This window comes from Bacillus cereus group sp. MG1, assembly GCF_040460035.1.
Lineage (GTDB): Bacteria > Bacillota > Bacilli > Bacillales > Bacillaceae_G > Bacillus_A > Bacillus_A cereus.
The window spans coordinates 4,650,626-4,671,440 of sequence record NZ_JARVGY010000001.1; the positions used below are offsets into that span (position 1 = coordinate 4,650,626).

Sequence of the window (20,815 nt, forward strand, 5' to 3'; positions counted from 1 at the left end):
GGGAAGTTTTTAATCTTTTTCTAAAATGTGAACGGTGTACTCGCAACGTTGAATAGCTTGTTCAACAGCATAAAGTGATTGTTCAATACGAGCGCGATTAAAATCTTTTTCAACTGTTTCGAGCGCTTCTTCTAAACAATTTTTAGCTTCTTGTAATGATTGAAAAGAATCTTGTACATATCCGCGAGCATTTTGATGCATTTCATAATCCTCCTTGCGTGTTCGTATATGGGTAGTATGAACAGTAAGGAAGAAAATATAATTTGTTATATTTATTTGACAATTAAAGTGGAATTACGTATAGTAAGAATTAAGTGAATATTTTCTTATCCAGAGAGGTGGAGGGACTGGCCCGATGAAACCCAGCAACCGCGATGCAGGTGCTAATTCCAGCAGAACATATTTGTTCTGGGAGATAAGACGAAGATATATACGTAACTTCTTCTTATCGGAGAGGTTTTTTTATTGCAAAAAAACCGATTACGAAAATTTATATTAAGAAGAAAGGGGTTGCGCATTACTGTGACACTCGAAAAATACGTAAAACTGCGTAGTACAGTTTATGAATATATGATAGAGCAAGATAAGCCGATATCATTGTTAGATATTCAAGAACATATCGTTTCGCATCATGAAGGAAAATTCACGAAAAAGATGTTGCATCAATTTTATTTATCAAGATTATTAGACGAACTAAAACTGGATGGGAAAATTACATTAGCTGATGAATATCTCTATGCTGAAAAAGGGGTATTGTATAAGGCGAGAAAAGGGAGCTAAGCTCTCTTTTTTTCTTAAAATAACGGAGTATGTAGAGTAAAAGACTGCTAAAGCAGCCTGATACAGGGAATGGTGTTGAGTGTGTAGTGTCAAAAATTGAATGTGCCTGAAAGAGGCAATTCATATCGGCTGCAAATGAAAAGAGACACCTTCGCCGAATAGGTGTCAGTCGTTTTGTCATATAGACTTGCTATTTGACAGTTATTAGAATAACATACAGGATTTTTGAAGTCAAAAGGGAATTAAAGGAAGGGGTACAATTATGTACGCTTACTTATTAAAAGATATAACGAAATGGATCCCAAAGTACATTGTAGATAAGGGATATGAATATTATGAAGATGGACATGTAGAAGATGTTGAAATACATGATAAAAAAGTGTTTGCTTTCGTTACTGGAAATGCAGGAAATTATGAAGTAGTTATCGATCTCGAAGATTTTTCAGAAAGTAGCTGCGAATGTCCATATGAGAATCTTTGTAAGCATATGGCGGCAGTTGTTTATGATATTCAAGGTGCTGGTGAGAGTGCAGTTAAAGAGAAACTGAGAGATTTAGAAAAAGAAGAATTACTTATATTATTGAATCGATTATTGCAAAGTTCGAAAAACGTACAGATTGTAGAGAAGATGTTAAAGAAGGGGAAACTTTAACGTATAGAGGGAGTTGTTATGTAGTGAACGTACTAATTGTATACGCTCATCCTAATCCTTCAAGTTTTAACGCGGCGATTTTAAATCATGTGCAAAAAGGACTACCGGAAACAAATCATTCAGTTACGCTGCTTGATTTATACAAAGAACAATTTGATCTAGTCCTCGTATTTAATGAAGAGAAGAAAAGACGTGATTTAGTAAATGAAGAAGAAACAGCTCGGTACAGAACGTTAGTAGAAGAAGTAGATACACTTTTATTCATCTATCCAATATGGTGGTGGGGGATGCCAGCAATTTTAAAAGGATTTATCGATCGTATTTTCGTAGCTGGATTTGCTTATAAATATGAAGGGGCTCTGCCGAAAGGATTATTGCAAGGGAAAAAAGCATGGGTTATTAATAAGTTAGACTCGCCCCTATGGTACGTCGCATTGTTATATCGATCAGCAGATTGGATTATGATGAAGAGAGGTGTTTTACGTTTTTGTGGCATTCGCAATATAAAACGGTCAGTGTTTCAATCTGTGAAAAAGAGTAAAGTATCAAAGCGTGAAAAATGGTTATTACAAATAGAAGAAAAGGCTCGTACATTATGAATGAAGTTGACTGTATTATAAACTGTGTTCAGTATGATGGCGAACTTTTTCGGAAGTATGTTACGCGTTTACTTCAATTGAAAAAATGTAGCGAAACATTTCAGCAAATTCAAATAGAGTTAAGAAATGATTATTTAATAAGAGGAATTTGTGAAAGAGAAGTAGATGAGATAGTACGGGGAAGTAAAGAATATGAAACATATTTTCTTCCTAAAGCGTTACAGTGGAATTTTTTGAGTGAACATCCACACTTAATCGGAAAAATTTGCGAAGATTTTTTTGCATTTGAGTCATTACATCTTACGGAGATAGAGTGGGAGAAGATTATAAATTGCATGGGAAATAAGTGATTTATTATGTAAAAAAGCTAGTATAAAACTAGCTTTTCGTTTAAATAAATAAGAAGCATAGACTAATGATAAAACCCGCATATAGTAAGTTCACAACACAAAATCCCATAATGTTACGAGCACCTAAACCAGCTATCGCTAATGCTGGTAATGCCCAGAAAGGTTGAATTAAATTCGTCCAAGCATCGCCCCATGCAATTGCCATTGCTGTTTTTGCAGCAGGTACACCAAGTTCAGCGCCAGCTGGAATCATAATTGGTGCTTGCACAGCCCATTGACCGCCGCCAGATGGAACGAAAATGTTAACAATGCCAGCACTTAAAAATGTAAAGAGCGGAAAAGTCGTTTCATTTGAAATGCTAATAAAGAAATTAGAAATAGCTCCTCCAAGTGAAAGTCCTTCACTATTTGCTCCAATCATCATGCCCATAATTCCTGCGTAAAACGGAAATTGAAGTAAAATGCCAGAAGCACTTTTCGTAGAGTCTGAAAAAGCGCGAATATACTGAATCGGAGTACGGTGGAAAATAAGACCTGCAATTAATAACATAAAAATCACGATATCGAGAGTAAGGTTAAAACCTTTCGTATAAAAGTAATTGAAAATATAAATGAGACCTAACAATCCAACGCAAAGTGTAATAATAATGCTATTTTCCATCTTTTCAGCGAACGTATTTTTTTCTACTTCTTGAGCAGCAGCTTCTTCATGGAACACGCTAGGATCTACTGTAATCGTATGTTTTTCATCTGGATGCATCGCTTTATTAATGAGAGGCATCGTAACGAGAAAAATAATAACTGGAACGAGAGCGTATGGTGAGAATAACGTTTCTGTTATTGGAATCGCCTCTTTAATACTTCCAGCAGTCGTTTTAATTAACGTTTCACCGCCTGTTGCTAACGTAAGAGGGATAGAGGCAGAAAGACCGGCATGCCAAATGAGAAACCCAGAGTAAGAAGAGGCGATTGCTAGTCTATAATCTAATCCGTCCAGCTGCCTTGCCACTTCTTTTGCGTATAAAACAGATACAACAATTCCAAAGCCCCAGTTTATGTATGCACCAAGTAAACTTACAATTGAAATGGCAATAATGCCTTGTCCATTCGTTTTTGGTAGTCTGGCAGCTTTCGTTAATCCCTTTTTAATAAGAGGAGCATTTGCTAAAGCAGATCCAGTCACGAGTACAAGTGCCATTTGCATAGAAAAGGCGAGGAGTCCCCAAATTCCATTACCCCAGTGATTAATCATTTCTACAGGGGTTTGGTGAGTCGCAAACATACCAAAGAAGATAACAAAAACAGTTAGTAAACATGATAAAATAAACGGTTCTGGCAAGAAGCGTTGCACTAAGGCGACGCAACCATTTGTAAAGGAACGAAACAAAATAGATCACCCTCCTTATGTATATGTAGTACAATTATTCGAGGTTGTTTAGGAGATAACCTCTAATATAAAGAAAATTCAGATATTTATAGGGTGATAATTTATTGATAGGTTGATATAGAGCCTTGTATCAGATTCTGCTTTTAATATACTAGAAGAAAACGGTTGGAAATGGGGTAGCACTTATAGGGATAGTATACAGAAAGGTTACTAGCTGGCTTCAAAGCAACTGTTGCAAAGGGAGAGGAGATTCAATACAATAGTGTTGTATTACATGAGAAATATGTTTTAGCACAAATCTAGCTAAAAATGTTTATACAAATACATTTAAAATTGATGGGGGAATTATGATCAAAAGTTTTTATCTTTTAAAGCCTAAAATGTTTACGGCAGATATGTATTATAAAGTTTTTATTACAGGTGACTGTATATATTTTATAAAGATTGGCGGACAGTTTCATAGTCGATATGCTTATAAAAAACAATTACCTGGTATTTCAGAGCTATTGTTTTTGTTCTGGTTCAAAAAAATTGAGAAAAAACAATTAAACTTAGAAACTGAAATAGATACAAAAATACATACTGGCGATGTACATGAACTCTTGCAATTAAAGAATAACTTTTCAATTGAAATAAATACAATTGAAGAGGTAGTATTAAATAAACGAGGAACGTTTCATACAGGTTTTAATGATAATGGAACAATTTCCTTTATGTTAAAAAATGGTCAAAAAATAAAGTTCATCATCCCGGAAGAAACTTTATTTTCATCTATAGAAGAAATTTTCGACCAATATGAACAGACAATCTTTGTAAGGGAAGTGTTTTAACGAATTCTCCAAAAGGTGTGGATGTATTAGTTAAACACTTAATTAAACATGTAAACTGCTTATATAAATTTTGATAGGCGTGTTTTAAGCAGTTATTCTTTCAGTATCTTCTAATATGTAGGAGTATAAATAAAATGTCCCAACAAGAAAAAGCTTCCACTACTGTGGAAGCTTTTCTAAATAATGTGCAATATCAATATACATATTTGAATAAACCGAATGTATTTCATTACTTGGCGTTGCGTTAGAAGAGAAGTGGGCGATTACCATATTTGCTTTCGGATCGATGTAAAGTGTTTGTCCGTAACTACCTAACACTTCGAAAGCACCTTGTTCATTGTGGGGAATCCACCATTGATTATGATAAGAAATAGAAGCGCCACTACTAATTTCAAGTTCACCTTCTTGTACATTTTTTACACTTTCTGTAATAGAAGAAGGGAGAATTTGTTTTCCGTTATATTCCCCGTTGTTTAATAGTAATTGCCCGAATCTCGCCATATCTCTAGCAGTTGCATTTAATCCAGCACTAGCTTGTTCTACTTTTGTTTCATCTGTAACGTAATACGCGTTTTCTTCCATACCAATTTGAGACCAAATTCGTTCACTTACATTTTCAGCTAGTGATTTACCAGTAATAGTTCTAATAATCCAAGCGAGCGTTTCTGTTGATCCGTTATTGTAAGAAAAGGAAGAACCAGGCGGTGCAGTTTCTTCGGCTTCTCGTAACATATCATAAATTTTCATCGGACCGTCGTAATTTTTGCCGCGGGGTAAAATATTGCTAGCTAAATATAATTGTGCATCTTGATTTTCTAGCCCAGGCTGCTCATATCCATGAGTAGGATATTCAGCTGACACTTGCATGTCCATTAATTGCTGAAGTGTGGCATTACCGAACGGTGTGTTTTTTAATTCTTTTATGTAAGTGTCAGCTGTTTTTTCTAAGTCAATACGTTTTTCTTCAGCGAGAGATTGTATAATCGCCCCGGTAAAGACTTTTGCTAATGATGCCATACCATGAGGTTCATTCTGTTTATACCCATTGAAATATCGTTCATAAACAAGTTGTCCATTATGTACAACGACAAAAGCATCTGTTTTGTTATCGTCTAAAAGTTTTTTTAGAGGAGTTGTATTTCCGAATCTACGCTCCACAGCAAAATCGTCTAAGTTTTGCAATGCGGAAGGGAAGTGAGCAATTTGGTCAGGATTGTTTTTTACGTTATTAACTAAAGTGAATTCTTTCATATGGGTATATGACCAACGTAAGTAAGGGTCATTTAACCAGTTTTCTTTTGTCACATTATGTTTTGATGGGGTCGTTTTATTTTGTTTGAAGTAAGTAAACCCAAGCCCTGTAATTACAAATATGAATGTTAGTATAAGTAAGAGTAGGGGAGATTTTTTTAGTTTCATATATGGCCCTCCTTTTTATTTCTACTATAAGTATACGCTCGTCTTGAAAGAAATACAAAATAAGGAAAGTAAACGGGGAAGTTTACTTTCCTTATTAACGTTAAGCGGAAATTTTTCCGTCTGTAGGTTGTTTCTTGAATTTTTGTTTTCGTCCGTGTAATCCATAATATAAAAGTAAAGTGAACGCAACGATAATAGCTGCGATAAAATACATATTATGATAACTGGATTTCGCTGCGACAATACCTAAAATGAAAGAACCAAAGCCAATACCACTATCAAAGAATGAGAAATACGTAGCTGTCGCAGAACCACGTCTATGGTTTGGAGCGGCAGAAATCGCAATCGTTTGGAAACTCGGAATTAATGTTCCGTAACCTAAACCGATTAGCATACCTGCGCCAAGGAACCAAAATGAAGTTTGTGCTTGGCTTAATATGAACATTCCGATTGTGAAAATAATGATAGCAGGGTAAACGAGTACATTTTCACCGAAGCGATCAAAAATCTTTCCTGTAAATGGACGAGAAATGACAACAACAAGTGCGTATAAAATAAAGAAGTAACTTGCAATTTCACTTAAACCGAGTTCTTTCGCATAAATAGGAATAAAGGATAAAATACCACTATAAGAAAAGGCTAAAACAAATCCTGTAAGTGCAATTGGAATAGAAGATGGTTCGATTAAGTCTTTCCATTTCATTTTTTCACGTTTTTGTTTGCTAACAGGTGCTTCGTGTGGAATATCTACAAGTAGTCCTAATAAAAATGCAAGTAATGAAAATACGGAACAAACGATAAATAACACAGTAAACGAAAAATGAGAAATAATTGTTAAACCTAAAAAAGGACCAATTACCATCGGCAGACTCATAAATACGCCGAAATATGCAAGTGCTTCGCCTCGTCGATGAGCTGGCGCAACATCAGTTACGATCGTACCAGTAGCTGTCGTTGCCATCCCGAACCCAATACCGTGTAAGAAGCGAAGGGCAAGTAATAAGAATAAACTTTGCGCACCGAAATACATAACAGTAGCGGCTAAAAATAATGAAAGTGAAATAAATAATATTTTCTTTCTTCCTAAATCATCGAGCCATTTTCCTGTGAATGGTCTACATAAAACAGAAGAAATAAGAAACACAGTTGCAACTAAACCAATTTCCTCAGGTTTTCCTTTTAGGCCGTCTATTACATAGACAGGTAGAGTAGTCATAAGCATGTAAAATGTTAAGAAGAGAAATAGACTACTAAAACAAGTTCCGAGGAAATCCTTCGTCCAAAGTTTCTCACTTTGCATCGTCATCCCTCCAATTTAATCTAAACTTTTAATAATTTGTTGTAACACTTGAAATGCTTGATGTAAATCATCTTCGTTAATACCTTCTAGCGTTTTTTCTTCGAAAGTATCAACTTCTTCTTGCCATATTGGAATCATCTTTATCGCTGTTTCGGATAAAGAAATGAGCTTCTCACGGCGATCTTTACCTTCTGTACGAATAATCCATCCCATCGTTTCCATACGTGTTAACGTACGAGTCATCGTTGGTGATTCAACATTTAAATACTGGCACAATTCTGTTTGCGTACAAGAACCAGTTTGATTAATGCGGAAAATAACAGCCCATTGCGCACTAAATAACCCTGTTGGAGATACACGTTCATTAAATTTCTTCGTAAACTTTCGAGAAGTCTGGCTGACGATGTGAAAAAAATGTTGTTTTTCGTCCATGTATTTTGATCCTTTCAAATTAGTTACCTAGCTAACTATATACTTTTTTATAATAATTGTCTAGTAATAGACATGTTGATTTATGTAAAAAATTCTTATAGGTTTTATGTTGCGAACGTACATTCTACGTGCTATTCTTTAATTAAGTAAAGAATTTTCTTTCTATTAAATAGAATGGGGGAACTTGTGATGATTAAGCCTGCAACAATGGAGTTTGTTTCACTATCGAACGGAGAAACGATTGCATATCAGGAAGTTGGAAGGCGAAATACAGATATTCTTGTACTCATTCACGGGAACATGACATCGTCACAACATTGGGATTTAGTTATTGAAAAGTTGCAAGATCAATACCATATTTACGCTCTTGATTTAAGAGGGTTTGGACAATCAACGTATAATCAATCGATAGATTCATTACAAGACTTTGCAGAAGATGTAAAATTATTTATCGACGAGTTAAAGCTAGAGAAATTCTCATTAATGGGCTGGTCAATGGGCGGTGGCGTTGCGATGCAATTTACAGCGAACCACCCAACTTTTGTAGAAAAGTTAATTTTAGTAGAATCAGTAGGAATGAAAGGTTACCCAATCTTTAAAAAAGATACGAATGGGCAGCCGATTGTATCAAGTTTAGTAAAGACGAAAGAAGAAATTGCACAAGATCCAGTACAAATCGCTCCAGTATTAGACGCGATAAAAAATATGAACAAACTATATTACCGTACAGTATGGAATCTATTAATATATACGCATAACCAACCTGAACCGGACCGTTATGAAAAGTATTTAGATGATATGTTAACGCAACGTAATTTCGTAGATGTGAATTATGCGCTCATTACATTTAATATTTCAGATGAATATAATGGGGTTGTAGAGGGAAGTAAGCAAATTCATCGTATTAAAGCGCCAACACTCGTCATACAAGGCGATAGAGATTATGTCGTTCCGCAAGTAGTCGGTGAGGAATTAGCGAAACATTTGCAAAATGCAGAGTTGAAGGTATTAGAAGATTGCGGACACTCGCCGTTTATTGATTGTTTAGATGTATTTATAAAACATGTAGAGAATTGGTTAGAACAGAAATAATCCCCGAAATGAACAGTATTGCATATACTATAACATTTGTATGTTAAAGGGGAGATTATCAATGCATCAACCATTTTTCATCGCTTATTCGCCATATAATCATTACGCATATACAAAAATGATGATAAAACCGCTGTATATGCAAGTTTCGCCAGCTGTAGTTCCTTTACAAATGCAATATCCGCAGCCACCAATCGCTAACGCACAGCAATACTTATATGAAACTGCTTTTTATAAACATCCATACTTTAAGCAATTTCATAACAATGTGAAAGCACAAGTTTGGGAAGGATAAGGTAACAAGCTAAAAGATTCATTCTTTTAGCTTGTTTTTTATTGCGAATATTCGTACACGCATTTGCAGAAACAGTTTATAATGAAAAGTGGAAGCGTGAGAAGGAGAGGGAAAGGGATGTCAATGCGTTTTACTTTTTGGATTATGGTTGGGATTGTAGCAATCTCGGGTTTATCACAAGGAATGCTCTTACCGGCCATTGCAATGATTTTTGAACAAGAAGGGGTTAGTTCAAGTATTAATGGTATTCATGCGACGGCATTGTACATTGGGATATTAGTCATTTCGCCGTTTCTTGAAAAACCGATGCAAAGGTTTGGAATGAAGCCGATTATTGTTATAGGTGGGTTTCTCGTTATTATTTCATTATTCTTTTTTACACAAACATTTTCGTTTTGGGTATGGTTTATCCTTAGATTTCTAGTTGGAGTCGGAGATCATATGCTTCATGTCGGAACACAAACGTGGATCACGACAACATCAGACCCAAGTAAAATAGGGAGACAAGTATCGATATACGGTGTATTCTTCGGAATTGGTTTTGCCGTTGGCCCGTATTTAGCAAGCACTGTGCAGTACGGTCTTGCAACGCCATTTATTATATCTACTTTACTTTGTTTAATAGGTTGGCTTTTACTACTTCCAACAAAAAATGCATTCCCAGCGCAAGATGAAAGAGAAGTGAAGAGTGAATCATCATTTTCTCGTTATAAACAAGTTGTTGGATTAGGATGGATTGCACTGCTAGGACCACTTGCATATGGCGTACTTGAAGCAATGTTAAACAGTAACTTACCAGTATACGCACTTCGTAAAGGGTGGTCTGTTTCAGATGTATCCTTCTTATTACCAGCATTTGCAGTTGGGGGTATTATTACACAAATTCCGCTCGGTATATTGAGTGATAAATACGGAAGGGACCGTATATTAACGTGGACGTTTAGCATAAGTACGGGCATTTTTCTACTTGCCGCCGTATTTGATCAATATTACTGGATCGTCTTTGCCTGCATGCTTTTAGCGGGTATGGTTATTGGATCGTGCTTCTCTTTAGGGCTTGGATTTATGACTGATTTATTACCGAGACATTTACTACCGGCAGGTAATATATTATCCGGAATCGCTTTTAGTTTAGGAAGTATTATGGGACCTGTATTAGGCGGCGTATTTATAGAAAAAATACAGTATACAAGCTTTTTTATTGCGGTTATGATTATAATGGGAATTCTCGCAATGTTATATATGGTCTACATGAAAAATCAATTTGCATCAAGAAAAATAGAAAGTAGGTTAGGGCATGACAAAACAACCTAATAAAAAGAAATTTGAAGTACTTGAAAATGAAACAATTACAGACTGCTTAGCACGTATGGAACAAGAAGGCTACGCTCCGTCTCGTCGTATGGAAGAGCCAATCTTTCATGAAGTAAAAAAAGACGGCAAAACAGTAGTTGAACCGTGCGGTAGGAAGATTGTTTTTGAAGGGAAATTGAAGTAATCCAATAACAAATTCTCTTTATAGTATAGAGCCATCCAATAGTTGGGTGGCTTGTTTTTTTATTAATCAATGCAGGAATTGAATAGAATGAATCTCTCGTTCATTTCTCCTAATGGGCTTCTTTATATGGGACAAAAGATTGCTACTTTTTTCGTATATTGGTAAAATAAGTTCTTGGGTCTTACTTATTGTTATCGGTATAATGTTTGTCGCTTGAATGAAAGAAATTAGTTACAAAAATTTCGTACTATGTAAAGGGGTACAGCAACGATCCCTTTTTTGGAGGCACTTTAAACATAAAGCGAGAGAAGAGGCTATATGAACGATTCTCCTATCTTGTTTAAATATTAAACGAGTTATTGCAATTGGAATAGGTATATCAAACTAGTCGACATCCTGATGGATCATCTTTTTCTAGTAACCTATCACTTCTGATGGAATCGATAGATTGCTAGAAAGCGGAAAACAATTATTAGTATATTCCGAAGCAGGTGTAACAGAGTGTCCTTCCATAATTAAGGGTAAAACCAAAATACGTTGTTTTAAAGAATGATTTGTTAGAACTGGTTATAAGGAATAAAACAGAAAAGAGGATCACATGTTAGATACTTTACAGAGAAGTAAAAAGTTTTTTTTAGTATGTCTTATTTTTTTAGTGCTTTTAACCGCTTGTGGTAATACAGATGTTAAGACGTCTAAAGCTTCATTACCACCGGCTGAATCCAATATAGATACATCATTAAAAGCACCAAATTGGGTAGAGAAAAGTCCTATCCAACAGTCTCCTAATTTTACGGAAGATAAAAAAGTACAATCGGTTGTGAATTTAATAGCTACGGGTGATAATTTATATCATGACGCAGTAATTAAAGATGGCAAACAAAAAGACGGTTCATATGATTATAATTATATTTATGAAAATATCAAAAAAGCTGTTAAATCAAGTGATCTTGCTATAGTGAACCAGGAGACTCCGATTGCCGGAAATAATTTAAAAGTACAGGGATATCCGACTTTCAATACACCTGAAGAAGTAGGCCAATCTTTAGTGGACACTGGATTCAATATAGTGACGCAAGCGACAAATCACGCTATGGATATGGGTATTAAAGGTGTTGCGAATACAAGAGAATACTGGAAGAAATATCCGGATGTTATCCCGGTAGGTATTAATGAGAGTAAAAACGAGCGTAATGAAATAAAAACGATTACAAAAAATGGTATTCGTTTTGCGTTACTAAATTATACATATGGTACGAATGGAATTAAAATTCCAGCTGATAAGTCTTGGGCTTTAAATTTAATTGATAAAAAAGCGATACAAAATGATGTGGAAAAGGCAAAGAGTAGCTCTGATATGGTGATTGTTATGGTGCATTGGGGAGTAGAATATACCTCAACACCTTCAAAGCAACAAAAAGAAGTTGCTCAATATTTAACAGATTTAGGTGTAGATGTAGTAATTGGAAATCATCCACATGTAATTCAACCAATTGAGTGGAAACAAAATAAAGATGGACATGAAACGCTAATCTATTATTCTCTTGGAAATCTTATTTCTGCGCAAGAAAAATTAGAAACATTAGTTGGAGGATTATCTTATGTACAATTTGTTAAGTATGAAGATAAAACTTTTGGTATACGACAAGCGGCAATCGTACCGACAGTAACCGACTATGCCGATGGTAAGAAACAATTTAAAATTCAATTTTTAAAAGATTATTCGGATGAAAATTCTAAAAAACATGGAATTAAAAAATTTGTCGGTCCCGTTTCTTTGAAGGATTTCAAGGAGATTCCTAGAGACGTGTTGGGAAATTGGTATAAAGACTAATAAACAAAAAGGGAATGAGATACAATTAAAAAATTTATAATTTTAGCATTGGTATTAGCAATGGGGTGGAGTCTTGCTGCTTGTAGTGGAAAGCAAACATCTCAGGCAACTACTAATAATAACGATAAAAATAAAAATGAAATACATGCGAAGAAAAAAGATGTTTTACCTATCTCTGATGTTAATGATTGGAGAATTATCCTTGTAAATAGAGAGCATATGTTATCAAAGGAACTAGGAATTGAATTAACAAGTATCACTCAAAATGCGAAGCCAAATATGAAAATAGATAGTAGAATTGCAACTTCCTATCAGGATATGGTAGCAGCTGCAAAAAAAGAGGGAATCAATCTTTATTTAAGATCAGGTTATCGAGCTATAAAATTACAACAAACTTATTATGATGCTTCAGTTAAAAGCTATAAATCTCAAGGCTTGTCGGATAAAGAGGCTAGTGCTAAGGCATTGGAATATCTTCAGTATCCTGGTGCAAGTGAACATCATACTGGATTAGCGTTAGACATTATTTCAGTTGAATGGCAAAATACTGTAGAAGATTTAAATGCAAAATTTGAAACTACCGATGCATTCAAATGGTTAGATAAGAACGCTGCAGAATATGGATTTACTCTCCGCTATCCAAAAGATAAAGAGAATATTACTGGCATTAAGTATGAGCCATGGCACTATCGTTATGTAGGGAAAGAAGTTGCTGTTTATCTAAAAGAAAAAGGGTTAACTTTAGAAGAATATAACGAAAAAATTAAGTCTGGTAAGTAAAAATATGCTTTAATTTTATTAAACATTATGCACTGCTACAAGAAAAGGTGAATCTGAGGATGTGTTAACCTTCCGCCTAGTATTGTAAAAACTGAGTATGATAATTTGAGCACGTATGAACCAGTTATCGTGTAAAAAGATGTATGTATTAAGAAATTAAAGTTAAGGATCTGATATTCATATCAGATCCTTTTTCTATTGTTCTTTTAAGAGCGACTGAGCCAAAATATTGGAATGAATATAGAAATAAAACAGCCCAAGGAATAGTAAAACGAGTCCGGGAGCCTACTCGTACGCTTCATTGGGATTATCCAGAAATAGTTGTTTATGAAATAAGAAAGAACTGGTCTTACTCTCAAGCAAGGATTTAATACGAATGAATTGGATAAAAGGTAATAATAAAAAACACTGCGCTTGGCAGTGTTTTTTATTATTTCTGCACATAAATACATAGTCATATTGATTAAAGTTTCACTTTATTGAAGAAAAATGCGAAAGCCATTCATAAAATATGGAAATGTTAAAATCCCTTTGATAAAATAGCAATATGTAAAAATAATTATTTGTTAATTCTTAATGTAATGAATATTCATGTTTAAATATACGAATTTAACTACATAGTTATTGTGCTAAAGGGGGAGAAAGATGTTAGATGAATTGTACAATGCTTTTTTAAATGCGTCTGGTTTTACAGAAAGTGCGAGGAAACGAGATCGGTATGATGATTTACATGATTATTTAAAAGATAAAGAAAGAGAGTTAAAGCAATTCATTCAAGATGCTGAATCAGCGAAGAGAGATTATGAGAGTAAAAGTAATGGTTTAGAAGCTAATAAAATTCCGGCAGTTGAATTTGAACAAAAACGTCATGAAAAGGATGAAGAATTACATACATTAGTATCCTATTTTAAAAGTGCATTAAGCGATGTTGGATCTGCAAAAAGTACAGCTTATGCAAAGTATTTGGAATATAAAGCGAAAGCAGAATCGGAGAAAGCGTCAGCATACGCTGCAGCGACCAAGGCTTTTGAAGAAAAGAAAAAGGAATTTGAAAAACTTATCCATTAACCATACAAAGAATGGAGGGAACCAACATGAGTGGTAAAGAGGTTGAAATTATAGGAAGTAACACTGCAAGTGCCATTTCTTACGCACAAAACATTGAAAATGGTATGAAGGATTCTTTAAACCAAGCGAAAGACTTAAAAGCATATGTCACAGGTGCGAAATGGAATGGAAAAACGAGAGATGCATTTTTAAGTTATCTTGATTTGATCATTCAATATAATTCAGAAATGGTAGAGGCATTTGAAGGACATACGAAAGCTTTGAAAGAGTTAGATAAAAGCATTCAAACGTACGGAGATAAATCGGAAGTAAGGGAGATAAAACAACTGTGATGGAGAAACGAGGGATAAAAGAATGGGGAAAGAAATGAGTTTTGCACCTGCTGAATTATATGTTCTCGCAGGTGCAGCTGGGGTTACCGATATATTTGGATTGCCAAACCGTGACGCAATTATTTTACTTGATGCAGAATGTGTCACGAAAGCAACTACGAGTTTAAAAGAAAAAGGCCTACTTACAAGTGAAAATGGAATTACCCCTGCAGCTTTTCAAATAATTGAACTATTAAAGGAATATGAAAATTGTCATGAATACACGAGAATGAATAATGTATTAATTGGCTTTTTAAAAGAGGATAAAGACCGAGTGGCTGTATTAACAGAAATAGAACCAAATAAAAAATACGAGATCGACTACATACCAAAACCGGACGTATATTTTTCATTATTAACACGCATTCCTTTCTTATTGAGAGAACCGAGGGAAATAGAAGATACATTTTTCTCAAAGAGAATGACAGAGGCAGAACAACAAACATTTGAGGAAAAAGATTTATCAAATAAAGACGTTATAGCGATAGAAACGTATACGAGGCCTCGAAGTAATAGAGGAGGAAAATGGGAATGTTTCTTATATTTTACTGAAGGAGAAGATTTCGTTCAAATAGATGTAGATCGTAATCGATATGACTGGGTGAGCCTCTATGCGGTTAATAAGAAATTGTATGACGTGTTAAAAATGCCATATAAAAAGTTAATTGACCCGAGACAATTCTCGTTAGGAGGTATTCAATAATGCAAGTATCAATGGGAGATAGTGGTTCTGGTGGTGGAGAAGAAGTATTAGTTAATTTTCAAGAACTACTTGATATAGTAATGAAGTTAGAAAATATATATAAAATCCATGTAGACGTCATTGGAACGAATATTGAGAGTTTATTAAGCTGTAATTTTTATCAAAAAGGTGAAGCGATGAGAGTAATTGAAAAATATCCTGATATATTACACAAAACACTAGAATTGGCTGAACACTATTCTAGGTCAGCGACAGTTGTAGGAAATGTATGTGTAGAAATGCTTGAAAAGGACGAACAATTACGTGAAATATTAAGTAAGTTGTAGAAATCACCATACGGCTGGGGGGATGAAAACGAGATGGATGTGAAATATAGACCTGAACCATGGCAAAACATGGGGGATGGTATGAATCGAATTACAAAAGATGCACTCATAAAATTACGGGAAGCAAATGAATCATTAAAAAGAATTGATGGAAGAATACGAGATTTAGACTCGGATGGTAGTATACATTTTAATCCTAAAGATCAATCGCAAAAAATCGGGGAATTACTTGATAGCTATTCGACATTACAAAAATATTGCGGAGAAGCAGGGCGATTAGTATCTGAACATATAGATAAACCTTTTTTAGTAGAAATGGATAAATTCGCTCAAAAAATGAGAGATACATCTATTCTCAGTTTTGAAACAAATAACCGAATTGGCTCTACAACAACGACAGTATTACCAGGTGCGCATGCAGGCTACGGAAGTGTACCACAAACAATACAGAAGAAGAAAGATAAAATAACAGTAGAAGATATTTTTAGAGATTCACCTGCATTTGATAACGTACTTAGGGCAGAATACAAAGAACTAAAAAAACAAAATCCAGATGCAAAATTAAATTATGAAGAATACAAGAAAGTAGTCCCATCCACACGAGGATTTGAATACAAATCGATAGAAGATGAACAGAAAAAACTAGAAATGGTGCGAGACATAGGAATAGGAGTAGGAATCATCATCACAACAATCCTTTGTCCACCACTCGGGGCCGCTGCCGCAGTAGTATACGGAGGTGTACAAATAAAAAGCGGTATCGACGGAGAAGACTGGGGAACACATAGGAAATTGAGCCAAGAAGAGCGGGTAGGAAACATCATTTTTGGCGGATTAGATGCAATCCCAGTTGTTGGAGCAGTAGGAAAAGGAGTAAAAGCATTCAAAGGGACGAGTGAATTAGCTGATTTAGCCAAATTATTAAAATTCAAAGAAGGAATGCCTGGTTTTAATCCAAATTTGGGTGGAAATGTGGTACAATCGCTTAAGGAAAATAAGACTTTAAAAAATGCACTAGATGCTATGAAAAATACTCCTATTCCAGTAGCAGTTAGGATGGTGGATACTGGAATAGGAATGAGGCTTCCTTATATAGAATCTTCAACTGTTGGAGAAGTAGCTGGAAAGTTTTCAAAGGTAAGTACGGCAGCTAAGGATGACGCTTATCAACTTGCTAAGGGTAGTGGTGGTTCAGGAGTTAGTAAGGAAGGTAGTGTAGCTAAGGGTACGGGTAATAGTCGAATAGATTATTTACGTAATAAATATGGAAAATTTACTTCGAAAGAATTGAATTATAGGATTAACTTACGCGGCGAAACACTTAAGGAATTGCAAAAGTTAAAGGATACGGGGATAAGTAAGAAAAAAATTGGTCCAGCCTTTGCTGGAGTGTATGATAAAACAACTGGTAAAATTTATTATGCGATAAATGACTACGATGGAATATTGCCCGATTTCCATCCTTTAATAAAGTCAAGATATGATTCTATGCCACAAGAAGTTATTGATTCATATACATTTACAAAAGGTGCAGGTTCACACGCTGAAGTAATTGCCTTGAATAAAGCATTAAAGGCTAATCCAAGTGCTGGTTTGGATAATTTTGTTATCAATGTAATTCGTACGGGTCAAAATAGAACAAAACCAGCTGGAATGATGTTTCTAAGGTGTCCTCATTGTGCTTATCTTACAGATGAATTTGAAATAATCACGGAGGTTTCAAAAAATGTTAAATGATATATTAACGAAGGAATATATAATACAGAACGGCCTAGAGTTTGAGGAGTACTTAGAATACGGAGGGCCTTATGATTTAGGAATAGTAGAGTATACTGATGATGGAAAAGAAAAATTATTTACTGGATTAGCTTACGATATTTATGAAAATGGGAATATAGAAAGTTATTTCTACGTAGAAAATGGTGTTAAACAAGGAAAATATGTGGAATTTTATCCGAGTGGTAATATAAAAAGGATAGGAAATATGAATAAAAACTCGGCAGAAGGCTACCAGGTTGAATTCTTTGAAAACAGGGCTAAAAAGTATGAGTCTGAATGTATTGCCGGACGTGAGATGACTTTTAAAAAGTATGATGAACAAGGGAATATTATAGAACAAAAAACAGAACCAAGTGAATCAGATTTATTATATGCTAAAAAATTCAGTAGGGAGCCAAAAGTATAATAAAGTAAATACTATACAAAATCAGTTGAAATGTTGAGTTGTAATTCATTAAATGAAGTATGGTTAGAAGACATACAGGAGGTATGCACTAAATTTGGTATGAAAGTGGAGAGGGAAATATGAAGAGAAATTTAAATGCGGCGATATGTTTATGTTGCGCTGAGTGGGATCAACAAGAATATATAAAAAAACAAAATCTTGAATCAGCCAAAGAGAATTTACTATTTATTGAAAAAAATTTACGCTGTGATTGCAATGGATAATTCTAAATTAAAACCTTTAATAGAGGAATTTAAAAATGAGCAGCGTGCATTCTTACCAAAAGTACAACTTAGAAATACCTTTGAATTAGAAGAAATACGATTTGTTGCAGGAGTAGATTTAGCGTATTGGGAATTAAATGGTAAAACGTATGGTACATGCTGTATTGTAGTCATTGATTTTAGTACACATGAAGTTGTTGAAAAAGTGTACAGTTATGGAGAAATAACAATTCCGTATATTTCAGGTTTTCTTGCTTTTCGTGAGTTGCCTTTAATTAAAGCTGCAGCAAAAAAACTAACTAAGCAACCAGATATCTATATGTTTGATGGGAATGGTTATTTGCATTATCGACACATGGGTATTGCAACACATGCTTCTTTCTATTTAAATAAACCAACAATTGGTGTAGCGAAAAGTTATTTAAAGATTAAAGGTGTAGATTTTACTATGCCTGAAAATCAAGAGGGATCGTATACGGATATTATCATTAATAATGAAATATATGGTCGAGCTTTAAGAACAACCAAAAGTGTAAAACCCATTTTTATTTCATGTGGTAACTGGATTGATTTAGAGACAAGTACTGAAATTGTCATGAGGCTTATTAATAAAGAAAGTCGGTTACCCATACCTGTTAGATTAGCAGATTTAGAGACACATATAATGAGAAAAAAACTATGGGAAAATTATAAGTTATAGAGCTAAAACCTTGATAAGTTGAATACTTATCAAGGTTTTTATGTAACTGCTTTAAATAGAGTATTACGTGCAAGGATAGAATAGAAAAAGAAGTACGAGCTTAGGCGAGATGACATTTTACTGTGGGATGAATATAAACGCATGGAATGTATATTAAATTAACGAACTCGTACAAACTCGTAAGTTTTTAGAGAGTATTTGTTATGAAGTATAAAAAGTTTCATACTGTTACTACAAAACTTACAAATTTATGCTGCTTAAAAACAGATGAAACTTAAAGCACTTGATTGTCTACGAAAGACAACAAGCGCTTTTTTATTTCTATTAAAAACTTTTTATTTGAATTCAAGGATCAGATGATAAAAAGGTATTTACAATTGATTACAGTTCGAGAATGTAGTTTTATTGAAAATAGAAATTTTCTTTTAGTAGTTCAACGAAAGAAAGTAGTTAAACTAACGAACTCGTACAAACTCGTAAGTTTTAACTTAGTACTTGTTACCACATATAAACGGTGTCATACTGTTACTACAAAACTTACAAATTTATGCTGCTTAAAAACAGATGAAACTTAAAGCACTTGATTGTCTATTTGAGGCAACAAGTGCTTTTTTGTGTTTTAGCGTAGAAATAATGTGGTACAATCGCCTAGGGAAAATAAGACTTTAAAGAATGCACTAGATGCTATGAAAAATACTCCTATTCCAGTAACGGTTAGGATGGTGGATACTGGAATAGGAGTGAAGCTTCCTTCAACTGTTGGAGAAGTAACTGGAAAGTTTTCAAAGGCAAGTACGGTAACTAAGGATGACGCTTATCAACTTGCTCATGGGCATAGTAAATTAGAAGGAAGTAATAAAACTAGCGGAGTGGGTAATAATAGCTCGCGTACTGACGAAATTGGAATCGAATTTAAACGTAATCGGAAACATAATGAAGATGAGTTTATACGACAATTAAAAAACCAAGAAGATGGACTGGGAAAATTGACAGTTTATGAGTTTATTTAGAATCGGAACCAATTTTTAAAATATGGGAGATCAAAACAAGCAAATTCAGCTCAAAGATTAACACGAAAACAAGCTGTGCAAGATAAAATTGATGAATTTATGGAAGAAGGTTTTTCATTTAGGGAAGCAGAAGAGCAAGCTTTAAAGCGGATAAAGGATAAAGCTGCATTACATGACCCAGATCAAATTGCGGGTGGAAATCCATTAAAAATAACTGGCATGGGTGATTCTAGAATTAATTCATCAATAGGTTCGCAGTGGAAAAGCAGGATTGGTAATGTGGATAAGGAAATTAGACGAGTTGCTGACACCTTATCAGAGGAAGAAAAAAATTGACATATCTTAATGTTAGATTGAAATCGGAGTAGGGGGATACTATGGAAAATATAAATGATTTTATATCTTTCGAAAAACCATCAACAGAGGTTATTGAAAAGTATACAGGGAAAGTTCCAGATCAAATAATAGATTTATGGAAATGCTATGGGTTTGGGAGTATGTTAAATGGATACTTAAGAGCAATAAACCCAGAAAAATATTTAGATATATTAAAGGAAAGTTATATCCGTTATGAAGAAGCTATCCCAATTTTTACAACAGGTATGGGAGATATTCTTGTGTGGGAAAATAACTATTTATTATTACTTAAGTATCGAAAAGGTACGGTAGATGTAGTAGCTGGAAAATTCAAGTTTTTCTTTAAAAATACGAAAGATGATTATTTTTTAGAGAAAGTATTGGATTGGAAGCATTATCAGCAGGCATTAAATAAATACGGAAAGCTTGAAATAGATGAATGTTTTGGTTACACACCTTTACTTGCACTAGGTGGACCAGAAAAAGTAGAAAACTTACAAAAAGTCAAACTTATCGAGCATGTTTATTTAATTACTCAATTTATGGGGCCGATAGAATAATGAAAGAAGAAACTGGAAGGTGGA

25 protein-coding genes, 1 pseudogene and 1 riboswitch are annotated in these 20,815 nt (G+C 34.4%); of the genes and pseudogenes, 21 read left to right on the plus strand and 5 right to left on the minus strand.

Annotated features, from left to right (window positions below; genetic code table 11):
* Positions 1-9 precede the first annotated feature (9 nt).
* Entirely contained in the window at positions 10-201 is a 192-nt protein-coding gene (locus tag QCI79_RS24295; protein WP_000554032.1) for a hypothetical protein, read from the minus strand.
* Between the two features lie 122 nt (positions 202-323).
* A riboswitch (SAM riboswitch) is annotated at positions 324-422 on the plus strand.
* Positions 423-522: 100 nt separating this feature from the next.
* Between QCI79_RS24295 and QCI79_RS24300 the strand changes: the two genes are divergently transcribed.
* The 4 genes from QCI79_RS24300 (at position 523) to QCI79_RS24315 (ending at position 2,381) form a co-directional block, all read left to right on the plus strand.
* Positions 523-780 (plus strand): hypothetical protein, encoded by a 258-nt coding sequence (locus tag QCI79_RS24300; protein WP_000171476.1) that lies wholly within the window; start codon positions 523-525, stop codon positions 778-780.
* A gap of 262 nt (positions 781-1,042) precedes the next feature.
* Positions 1,043-1,432: an SWIM zinc finger family protein gene (locus tag QCI79_RS24305; RefSeq protein WP_000271523.1), complete on the plus strand. Its 390-nt coding sequence runs from the start codon at positions 1,043-1,045 to the stop codon at positions 1,430-1,432.
* 23 nt (positions 1,433-1,455) lie between these two features.
* The gene (locus QCI79_RS24310; protein WP_001101651.1) at positions 1,456-2,031 is read left to right on the plus strand and encodes an NAD(P)H-dependent oxidoreductase; all 576 of its coding nucleotides are present in this window, start codon (positions 1,456-1,458) and stop codon (positions 2,029-2,031) included.
* Positions 2,028-2,381 (plus strand): hypothetical protein, encoded by a 354-nt coding sequence (locus tag QCI79_RS24315; protein WP_001006460.1) that lies wholly within the window; start codon positions 2,028-2,030, stop codon positions 2,379-2,381. The genes QCI79_RS24310 and QCI79_RS24315 overlap by 4 nt, the downstream gene beginning before the upstream one ends.
* A 40-nt stretch (positions 2,382-2,421) precedes the next feature.
* On the opposite strand, the gene QCI79_RS24320 is transcribed toward QCI79_RS24315, so the two are convergent.
* Positions 2,422-3,768, minus strand: coding sequence for a short-chain fatty acid transporter (locus QCI79_RS24320; protein WP_021728563.1), 1,347 nt, complete (start codon positions 3,766-3,768; stop codon positions 2,422-2,424).
* 347 nt (positions 3,769-4,115) lie between these two features.
* Between QCI79_RS24320 and QCI79_RS24325 the strand changes: the two genes are divergently transcribed.
* Complete coding sequence (locus tag QCI79_RS24325; protein ID WP_000597313.1) at positions 4,116-4,598, plus strand: hypothetical protein; 483 nt, start codon at positions 4,116-4,118, stop codon at positions 4,596-4,598.
* A gap of 159 nt (positions 4,599-4,757) precedes the next feature.
* Here the strand turns inward: QCI79_RS24325 and QCI79_RS24330 are convergent, their stop codons facing one another.
* From QCI79_RS24330 to QCI79_RS24340, 3 genes are all read right to left on the minus strand, one after another.
* Complete coding sequence (locus QCI79_RS24330) at positions 4,758-6,017, minus strand: serine hydrolase domain-containing protein (RefSeq protein ID WP_000768752.1); 1,260 nt, start codon at positions 6,015-6,017, stop codon at positions 4,758-4,760.
* Between the two features lie 100 nt (positions 6,018-6,117).
* Positions 6,118-7,317 carry an MFS transporter gene (locus tag QCI79_RS24335; protein WP_001190318.1) on the minus strand — a complete coding sequence of 400 codons (1,200 nt, stop codon included), beginning with the start codon at positions 7,315-7,317 and terminating at the stop codon, positions 6,118-6,120.
* 15 nt (positions 7,318-7,332) lie between these two features.
* A complete protein-coding gene (locus tag QCI79_RS24340; protein WP_021728562.1) occupies positions 7,333-7,749 on the minus strand; it encodes a MarR family winged helix-turn-helix transcriptional regulator in 417 nt (138 codons plus the stop codon).
* Between the two features lie 189 nt (positions 7,750-7,938).
* Between QCI79_RS24340 and phaZ the strand changes: the two genes are divergently transcribed.
* The 16 genes and pseudogenes from phaZ to QCI79_RS24420 all read left to right on the plus strand — a co-directional run bounded on the left by phaZ (position 7,939) and on the right by QCI79_RS24420 (position 20,791).
* Complete coding sequence (phaZ, locus tag QCI79_RS24345; protein ID WP_000594883.1) at positions 7,939-8,841, plus strand: intracellular short-chain-length polyhydroxyalkanoate depolymerase; 903 nt, start codon at positions 7,939-7,941, stop codon at positions 8,839-8,841.
* A 61-nt stretch (positions 8,842-8,902) separates the two neighbouring features.
* Positions 8,903-9,136 carry a hypothetical protein gene (locus tag QCI79_RS24350; RefSeq protein ID WP_000554159.1) on the plus strand — a complete coding sequence of 78 codons (234 nt, stop codon included), beginning with the start codon at positions 8,903-8,905 and terminating at the stop codon, positions 9,134-9,136.
* Positions 9,137-9,253: 117 nt separating this feature from the next.
* Positions 9,254-10,450, plus strand: coding sequence for an MFS transporter (locus tag QCI79_RS24355; RefSeq protein WP_000062802.1), 1,197 nt, complete (start codon positions 9,254-9,256; stop codon positions 10,448-10,450).
* Entirely contained in the window at positions 10,434-10,634 is a 201-nt protein-coding gene (locus tag QCI79_RS24360) for an NETI motif-containing protein (protein ID WP_000166303.1), read from the plus strand. Before QCI79_RS24355 ends, QCI79_RS24360 begins: the two co-directional genes overlap by 17 nt.
* Positions 10,635-11,232: 598 nt before the next feature.
* Positions 11,233-12,468: a CapA family protein gene (locus QCI79_RS24365; RefSeq protein WP_000887606.1), complete on the plus strand. Its 1,236-nt coding sequence runs from the start codon at positions 11,233-11,235 to the stop codon at positions 12,466-12,468.
* A gap of 48 nt (positions 12,469-12,516) precedes the next feature.
* Positions 12,517-13,248, plus strand: a complete 732-nt coding sequence (locus QCI79_RS24370) for a M15 family metallopeptidase (protein WP_000241986.1) — start codon at positions 12,517-12,519, stop codon at positions 13,246-13,248.
* 645 nt (positions 13,249-13,893) lie between these two features.
* Entirely contained in the window at positions 13,894-14,316 is a 423-nt protein-coding gene (locus QCI79_RS24375; RefSeq protein ID WP_000883455.1) for a hypothetical protein, read from the plus strand.
* Between the two features lie 26 nt (positions 14,317-14,342).
* Positions 14,343-14,648 carry a WXG100 family type VII secretion target gene (locus tag QCI79_RS24380; RefSeq protein WP_000014537.1) on the plus strand — a complete coding sequence of 102 codons (306 nt, stop codon included), beginning with the start codon at positions 14,343-14,345 and terminating at the stop codon, positions 14,646-14,648.
* A 22-nt stretch (positions 14,649-14,670) separates the two neighbouring features.
* Positions 14,671-15,390: a DUF5081 family protein gene (locus tag QCI79_RS24385; protein ID WP_000514121.1), complete on the plus strand. Its 720-nt coding sequence runs from the start codon at positions 14,671-14,673 to the stop codon at positions 15,388-15,390.
* Positions 15,390-15,716 (plus strand): hypothetical protein, encoded by a 327-nt coding sequence (locus tag QCI79_RS24390; protein WP_001198203.1) that lies wholly within the window; start codon positions 15,390-15,392, stop codon positions 15,714-15,716. The genes QCI79_RS24385 and QCI79_RS24390 overlap by 1 nt, the downstream gene beginning before the upstream one ends.
* Before the next feature lie 33 nt (positions 15,717-15,749).
* Positions 15,750-17,453, plus strand: coding sequence for a YwqJ-related putative deaminase (locus QCI79_RS24395; protein WP_000382723.1), 1,704 nt, complete (start codon positions 15,750-15,752; stop codon positions 17,451-17,453).
* Positions 17,443-17,901 carry a toxin-antitoxin system YwqK family antitoxin gene (locus QCI79_RS24400; protein WP_000930862.1) on the plus strand — a complete coding sequence of 153 codons (459 nt, stop codon included), beginning with the start codon at positions 17,443-17,445 and terminating at the stop codon, positions 17,899-17,901. Before QCI79_RS24395 ends, QCI79_RS24400 begins: the two co-directional genes overlap by 11 nt.
* A 119-nt stretch (positions 17,902-18,020) precedes the next feature.
* The gene (locus QCI79_RS24405; protein WP_000828061.1) at positions 18,021-18,164 is read left to right on the plus strand and encodes a hypothetical protein; all 144 of its coding nucleotides are present in this window, start codon (positions 18,021-18,023) and stop codon (positions 18,162-18,164) included.
* Entirely contained in the window at positions 18,157-18,864 is a 708-nt protein-coding gene (locus QCI79_RS24410) for an endonuclease V (protein ID WP_015382421.1), read from the plus strand. The genes QCI79_RS24405 and QCI79_RS24410 overlap by 8 nt, the downstream gene beginning before the upstream one ends.
* Positions 18,865-19,496: 632 nt before the next feature.
* Positions 19,497-20,242: pseudogene (locus QCI79_RS24415) on the plus strand (polymorphic toxin type 15 domain-containing protein); the annotation flags it as partial.
* Positions 20,243-20,251: 9 nt separating this feature from the next.
* Entirely contained in the window at positions 20,252-20,791 is a 540-nt protein-coding gene (locus QCI79_RS24420) for a T6SS immunity protein Tdi1 domain-containing protein (RefSeq protein WP_000427866.1), read from the plus strand.
* The last annotated feature ends 24 nt before the right edge of the window (positions 20,792-20,815 follow it).